The 6,496-nt window shown below is 64.2% G+C and carries 6 protein-coding genes; 5 read left to right on the top strand and 1 reads right to left on the bottom strand.

Features of this window, described 5'->3' with window-relative positions; translation table 11 throughout:
- The 4 genes from ACV4UX_RS05980 to ACV4UX_RS05965 all read left to right on the top strand — a co-directional run.
- Positions 1-281: ABC transporter permease (locus tag ACV4UX_RS05980; protein ID WP_491592408.1), on the top strand; the 281-nt coding region annotated here is incomplete at its 5' end.
- A gap of 1 nt (position 282) precedes the next feature.
- Positions 283-987, top strand: a complete 705-nt coding sequence (locus ACV4UX_RS05975; protein WP_491592407.1) for an ABC transporter ATP-binding protein — start codon at positions 283-285, stop codon at positions 985-987.
- Positions 984-1,991: an HlyD family secretion protein gene (locus tag ACV4UX_RS05970; protein WP_491592406.1), complete on the top strand. Its 1,008-nt coding sequence runs from the start codon at positions 984-986 to the stop codon at positions 1,989-1,991. Before ACV4UX_RS05975 ends, ACV4UX_RS05970 begins: the two co-directional genes overlap by 4 nt.
- Before the next feature lie 111 nt (positions 1,992-2,102).
- Positions 2,103-2,756 carry a DedA family protein gene (locus ACV4UX_RS05965; RefSeq protein WP_491592405.1) on the top strand — a complete coding sequence of 218 codons (654 nt, stop codon included), beginning with the start codon at positions 2,103-2,105 and terminating at the stop codon, positions 2,754-2,756.
- A 452-nt stretch (positions 2,757-3,208) separates the two neighbouring features.
- On the opposite strand, the gene ACV4UX_RS05960 is transcribed toward ACV4UX_RS05965, so the two are convergent.
- Positions 3,209-5,017 (bottom strand): 6-hydroxymethylpterin diphosphokinase MptE-like protein, encoded by a 1,809-nt coding sequence (locus ACV4UX_RS05960; RefSeq protein ID WP_491592404.1) that lies wholly within the window; start codon positions 5,015-5,017, stop codon positions 3,209-3,211.
- 479 nt (positions 5,018-5,496) lie between these two features.
- On the opposite strand from ACV4UX_RS05960, the gene ACV4UX_RS05955 reads away from it, so the two are divergent.
- Positions 5,497-6,477, top strand: a complete 981-nt coding sequence (locus ACV4UX_RS05955; RefSeq protein ID WP_491592403.1) for an SDR family oxidoreductase — start codon at positions 5,497-5,499, stop codon at positions 6,475-6,477.
- Positions 6,478-6,496 lie beyond the last annotated feature (19 nt).

The raw sequence follows: 6,496 nt of genomic DNA, 5'->3' as shown, positions 1-6,496 counted from the left end.
AGTTCGGCACCCTGCGCGCCATGGGCGCTCCGGGGGGCTACATCCACCGCATCATCGTGCTCCAGGCCCTGGCCAGCGCCTTCGCGGGCTACACGCCGGGCATCGCCCTGAGCTACCTGCTGGTGGGTCTGGCCGAGAAGGGCGGGGCCTCCATCCTGCTGCCCTCCTGGCTGGCGGTGGGGCTTTTTTTCGTCACCACGGGCATGTGCGTTGGGGCATCGCTCATCTCCATCAACAAGGTCACGCGCATCGACCCGGTGATGGTCTTCAAGGGGCGCTGAGGTGGAACAGCAACGCCTTCGCGCCGCCGTCTCCGTGCGCGGCATCTCCAAGGCCTTCGGTTCCGGGCAGGCCAGGACCCTGGCCCTGGACGACGTGTCCCTGGACGTGCACCCTGGCGAACTGGTGCTGCTCATGGGGCCTTCGGGCAGCGGCAAGACCACGCTGCTCTCCGTGATGGGGTGCATCCTGCGCCCGGACGCGGGGAGCCTCCTGGTGCGCGGGCGCGAGGCCGCCGGCCTGCCCGAGCGCGAACTGTGCCGCCTGCGCCTGGAGCACATCGGCTTCGTGTTCCAGAACTACAATCTCTTCCCCACGCTGCGCGCCGTGGAGAACGTCATGGTGGCCCTGGACCTCAAGGGCCGACCGCGTCACGAGGCCCGACGCCTGGCCGGGCAGGCCATGGAGTCCGTGGGCCTGGGCGGCAAGCTCGACAGCTGGCCCGCCGACCTCTCGGGCGGGCAGAAGCAGCGCCTGGCCATCGCCCGCGCCCTGGCCGGGGACCCGGAGATCATCCTGGCGGACGAACCCACGGCGGCCCTGGACTCGGTGAACGGACGCCAGGTGATCGGGCTCATGCGCGAACTGGCCCGGGAGCGCGGCCGGGCCGTGGCCGTGGTGACCCACGACAACAGGATCTTCGACTTCGCGGACCGCATCGTCCGCATCGAGGACGGCCGCCTCGGGGCCGTGGAGAAGGCGTCATGAAGCATGCGGCGTTGGCCCTGGCCTTGTTGATCGTATCCATCACGCCCTGCGTTTCGGCCGAGGACCAGGGCGTGGCCGGGCGCATCCCGCGTTCGGGGAAGTGGGTGGCCGCCGCCGGGCGCGTGGAGCCCGCCAGCGAGGAGATGCGCCTGGGCTTCGACATCCCCGGCAGGCTCTCCGAGGTGCTGGTGGAGGAGGGCGACAAGGTCTCGCGCGGGCAGCCTCTGGCGCGCCTGGTCGACGCCGACATCCAGGCCAGGCTGGAGCAGGCGCGGGCAGGCGTGGCCTCCGCCAAGGCCTCCCTGGACAAGGTTGTGGCGGGCGCGCGGGCCATGGAGCGCGTGGAGGCGGCGGCCGTGCTGCGCGAGGCCACCTCCGTGGCGGCCAACGCCCGGCGAGAGAGCGAACGTCGTACCGATCTGGTGGCCCGGGGCGTGATCTCGCGCGAGGAGGCAGACCGCGCCGAGAAGGACTTCCTGGTGGCCCGTCAGCGCGAGGAGCAGGCCCGCCAGCGCTTCCATCTGGTCAACGACCCCAGCCGCGCCGAGGACGTGCGCCGCGCCGAGGCCGAGCACGCCCGCGCCGTGGCCCAGTTGGAGGAGGCCCGGGCCTACGTGGAGAAGGCGCTCATCCGCTCGCCCATCGACGGCGTGGTGCTGCGCAAGCACCGCCGGGCCGGGGAAATGGTCTCCACCAATTTCGAGTCGCCGGTGGTCACGGTGGGCGACGTGACGGTCCTTCGCGTGCGCGCCGACGTGGACGAGAAGGACGTGGACAAGGTGCGCGTTGGGCAGCGGGCCTACGCCGTGGCCGACGCCTACGGCGATCGGCGCTTCGAGGGCCGGGTGATCCGCGTGGCGCGCATGCTCGGGCGCAAGAACGTGCGCACCGACGACCCGGCCGAGCGCCTGGACACCAAGATCCTGGAGACCCTGGTGGAGTTCACCCCCGGCGTGGAGATTCCCGTGGGCATGCGCATGGACGTGTTTGTCCTGTTGGACTAGCGCCGCCCGGCGGGTGCTTTTGGCTTGCCTGAAGGGGCGTCAGGCCGTATGAAACCGCCACCCGATCGCCGCCTTCCTGCGGCGCGCCACCACCACCATCAAGGAACCGCCATGGAATACGTTAGCCAGTTCGTCTGGATGCTCGGCCACATCAAGGAAACCCTGGAGATGCTCGTGAACTCCTACGGAACGTGGACCTACCTAGTCCTGTTCCTGGTGATCTTCTGCGAGACGGGCCTGGTGGTCACGCCGTTCCTGCCGGGCGACTCGCTGCTCTTCATCCTTGGCGCGTTCTGCGGAGCGGGAAGCCTGGACCCCCTGGTGACCATAGGCCTGCTCACGGCCGCCGCCATCCTGGGCGACAACACCAACTACTGGATCGGGCGCACCCTGGGGCCCGCCGTGTTCAAGCGCGAGGACAGCTGGCTGCTCAACAAGAAGCACCTGGAGAAGACCCACGCCTTCTACGAGAAGCACGGCGGCAAGACCGTGGTGATCGCCCGCTTCATGCCCATCGTGCGCACCTTCGCCCCGTTCGTGGCGGGCATCGGCAACATGCACTATCCGCGCTTCCTCACCTTCTCGGTGGGCGGCGGCATCCTCTGGATCGGCGGGCTGGTGGGCCTGGGCTACCTGGTGGGCGACCTGCCCCTGGTGAAGCAGAACTTCAACAAGGTGATCTACCTGATCATCGTGCTCTCGATCATGCCCGGGGTGATCGAGTTCCTCAAGGCCCGCCGGGCCGCCGCGCGCGCCGTGCGCTGACGTGCGGGCCGGGCATTGGACGGTCCGGGCAAAGGGCCCCCCGGGGGCGTCCGCCGGTTCCTCCCGGGCGTCGCGTGCCGCGTCTCCACGGCACGCCTCCTGGGACGGCCCGGGTGTGCCGCCGGAGTCATGGATTTTCATCCTGAAATCATGTTCCGGCGTTTCCTGGACGCGACACCAGCAGCCAGGCGAAACCGTCGATTCTGAAGCTGTTTCCCCAGGCGTCCCCGCAGGGCACGGGGCAGGCCTGGATGCCCGTCGAACGAGTCGATTCGTGCAGCCAGTTCAAGATAGCCGCAGACAAGGCGCAGGGAAATTGTCCGGCTCGGAGCGTGTCACGCGTGCGTGAGGGGTGGGTGGTTCCCGATCCGCGCCGCCTCGCGGTCCGTACAGCGGAGCGTGTCGCGCGCGCGTGAGAGGTTGGTGTGCCCATGCAGCGCTGTCGGCAATGTTCAGTCTGTCCGCATGCCGCGCGCCTCGCGGTTCACCTTCATCAACTGGTCGAGCAGGAGCCTGAACAGGTCGTTGCTCATTTCGCAGAGGCACTTCAGGTAGTATTCCGCTCCGTTCTTGGGGCCGGTCAGGTCGTTGGTGCTGGTCATCAAGTTGTGGAAAGTTTCGTTGTCATACGTGTCGTATTGGGTCAGCATGAAGGACCTGTTGTCCTTGTCGCATTCCGATATATAATGCATGGCCAACAGGATGTCGTTCTCGGAAGGCGTTTTGAGCTGTTTGAGAAGCGTGGAGGCCTGCTTGAGGCTGTTTCGCCAGTACTCGAGTTCATGTTTGATGTAGACCGATATGCGTTCATGGTTGCTGCACGGCGTGGACATGGCGATGCCATGTCTCTGTTGCTTGATCAGTGCTGATTGCGGGATGCGCGGGTTCTGGTCAATCTTGATCCTGTTGCTGTAAATGATCGAGTCGGGAGCGGTGTTGATGACTTCCACGGATGACCCGTGGATCCTCTCGATCAGCCACTGGCAGGAATCGAAAAAATTCAGCGTGGTAAACATCGTCGAACCGTCAGCGGCCGTCACCGGGTAGAGTTGCGGGAACCTGTTCGGTAGCTGCGCGGGGTCCCACTGGCCGTCGTACTCTCCATGCGCGGTGCCGCGCGCGTAGCTCAGCTTGAAGGGATGGCTCGAGGCAAGTTGCGCGCCGACGAGATAGGCCCTGTCGCACCCCATGTGTTCCGCGAGGGAAAAGGCGGTGGTGATCACCGACCCGTGCAGCAGGAGGGAATCGCGCGTTGGGAATGGCTGCCCTTCGTAATTGCCGAAGACGAAGAGGTTGGCAAAGGGTTCAAGCGTCAACCTGGAAAGGCAGTGGCCGACCAGCGAGGAATCGACGGATCGTGGCAACTGGTCCAGCGATCTGCCAGCTACCCGTGACGTGTCGTTGATGACGACGAAATCCGGGTGGAAGCCGCTGTTGAGCAGGGGGGACAGGGCGTTGTTCACTGCGATCGTGACGGCGTTTTCATGCTGACTTTTTATCCAGTCGATTTTCTCCGTAAGTCCTGGGCCTGCTGCGATCAGGATGGCGCTTGTCCCGCAAAATTTGTCTTTCAGATCAGACAATGTTCCAGTCCGAATGCATAAAGAAATGTTGCTGTACGAGTGGTAGACGCAGTCGTAGGTCATTCTGCGCAGCATCTGGCGCATCGGGAAGCCCTTATAGTGGTCCCGACCCGAGATGTAGTAGATTTTGTTCCTGTAGAAATGGAGTTCGACCTGCTTGATGATGTGGTCGGTGAAGTCCAGTTTGTCCAGCCCGTCCTGGATGAAGAAGACCGGGAATCCGACATCCGCGAATGTCTCCGGGAGAATGGCCGCGAGGGACTGTGACAAATGCCTCGGGTCTCCCGAGAAGTAGATCGTCCGGTTGGAGAGGTGGGTGCGCGCCTTGATGCCTCCAAGATACTCTTCGAGTTTTTCGGCGTTTGGCTCGAAGACAAGGCATACGGCGCCTTCGGTTTTTCGCGCACGGTCGAGCGCCTCGCTCGGGCAGGCGCCGATGAAGCACACCAGCTTCGTGGCTCGCAGAGCTTCCGCGATGTCTGTGTTCCTGGGCAGGGTGTCGAAAAGGGGAGGGCTTTGCGGTCCGAACAGGAACGGTGTTTTGGTTCTCGTGTCTTCAAAATCCCACAAGGGTTGATGATTCGAAAAGCGGTGAAGGCACTGGCCCTCCTCGTAGAGGATGTTTCGCGGGGAAACGATGCAGACCCCTAGTTCCTTGGCAACGGCTATGTTTTTCACGCAGGTCCCTTCGTGGCTTCTGTCGCCCGCGACGAGCGTCCATGGGCCAGGTGCAATCTCGCATTTTTTTTCATTTTAAATGCAACGGATAGACTCCAGTGTCAAGAATGGGCCATACGGTCCGGCGATGTCGGCGGAAAGGGCCGACTCTGATCCCCTCCGGGTTCGGGCTGTGGCAGGAATCGGTCCGGTTCGAAATTTGCAAGGTTGATTTCGTGTCGGCGGTCTAAAGTGACGGGACGTTTTTGCCGATAACCATTCAGTGAGTGAATGAACGTCGATGGGGCGGATTCGCCCGGCGGAGCGCTCCGGGGGTCCGGGGCGCGTCCTCAGAGGGTTGAATGGTTGACGCTGACCCGGAAGGTCAAGTAGGTTTTCCACCCTTCTGAACATGATTTTAAGAGGTTGCAGGCGGCTTTGATGTCGGCCTCCGCACGCGGGGGCGACGGGTCGTCGCTGGCCGGAGGAGAAAGGAACAGATGAAAGCGGTAGTCACCGGCGGGGCCGGATTCATCGGGAGCCACCTGGTCGACCGCTTGGTGGCCGATGGATTCGATGTGGTCGTCTTGGACAACCTGGAGACTGGCCGCAGGGAAAACCTCAGCCAGGTGGCCGAGCATCCCGGATGCACGCTGCACGAGGTCGACATCGCGGCGTCGATCCCCCCGGAACTCTTCGCCGGTGCGGACTGGGTGTTCCACCTGGCTGGTTTGGCCGACATTGTTCCGTCCATCGACAACCCGGTCCGCTACCACGAGGTCAACGTCGACGGCACGCTGAACGTGCTGGAGGCCGCGCGCAAGGCCAAGGTCGGACGGTTCGTCTATGCGTCGTCGTCGTCGTGCTACGGCATCCCCGACAGCTACCCCACGCCGGAAACCGCCCCCATCAGGACCATGTACCCCTACGCGCACACCAAGTACGTCGGCGAAACGTACGTCATGCACTGGGCCAAGGTCTATTCTCTTCCCTGCATGGCGCTCAGGCTGTTCAACGTGTACGGCCCCCGTTCCCGGACCAGCGGCGCATACGGGGCCGTCTTCGGCGTCTTTCTTGCCCAGAAGCTGGCGGGCGCTCCCTACACGGTGGTGGGCGACGGCGAGCAGACAAGGGATTTTGTTTTCGTGAGCGACGTTGTGGAAGCGTTCATGGCCGCCGCGCGCTCCGATGCTGCGGGGGAGGCGGTGAACATCGGCTCGGGCTGTCCGCAGACCGTCAACAGACTGGTGGAGCTGCTTGGAGGGGACAAGACGCACATCCCGAAGCGCCCCGGAGAGCCCGACGTCACCCACGCGGACATCTCCAAGGCGCGGGACCTGCTCGGATGGCGGCCTTCGGTGGGCTTCGAGCAGGGAGTTGCGGTCATGCTCAGCCACGTCCACCTGTGGCGCAACGCGCCGGTCTGGACAGAACAGAGCATCGCCCAGGCAACGAAGACGTGGTTCGAGTTTCTTGCCTGAACCTGCAACGCAGAGTATG

The organism is Fundidesulfovibrio sp. (assembly GCF_058402725.1).
This window is presented reverse-complemented; position numbering and strand designations above follow the sequence as displayed.

Coding starts and splice junctions, on each gene's coding strand:
- ACV4UX_RS05955 (WP_491592403.1), top strand. CDS start 5,497: ATGAAAGCGGTAGTCACCGGCGGGGCCGGATTCATCGGGAGCCACCTG.
- ACV4UX_RS05965 (WP_491592405.1), top strand. CDS start 2,103: ATGGAATACGTTAGCCAGTTCGTCTGGATGCTCGGCCACATCAAGGAA.
- ACV4UX_RS05970 (WP_491592406.1), top strand. CDS start 984: ATGAAGCATGCGGCGTTGGCCCTGGCCTTGTTGATCGTATCCATCACG.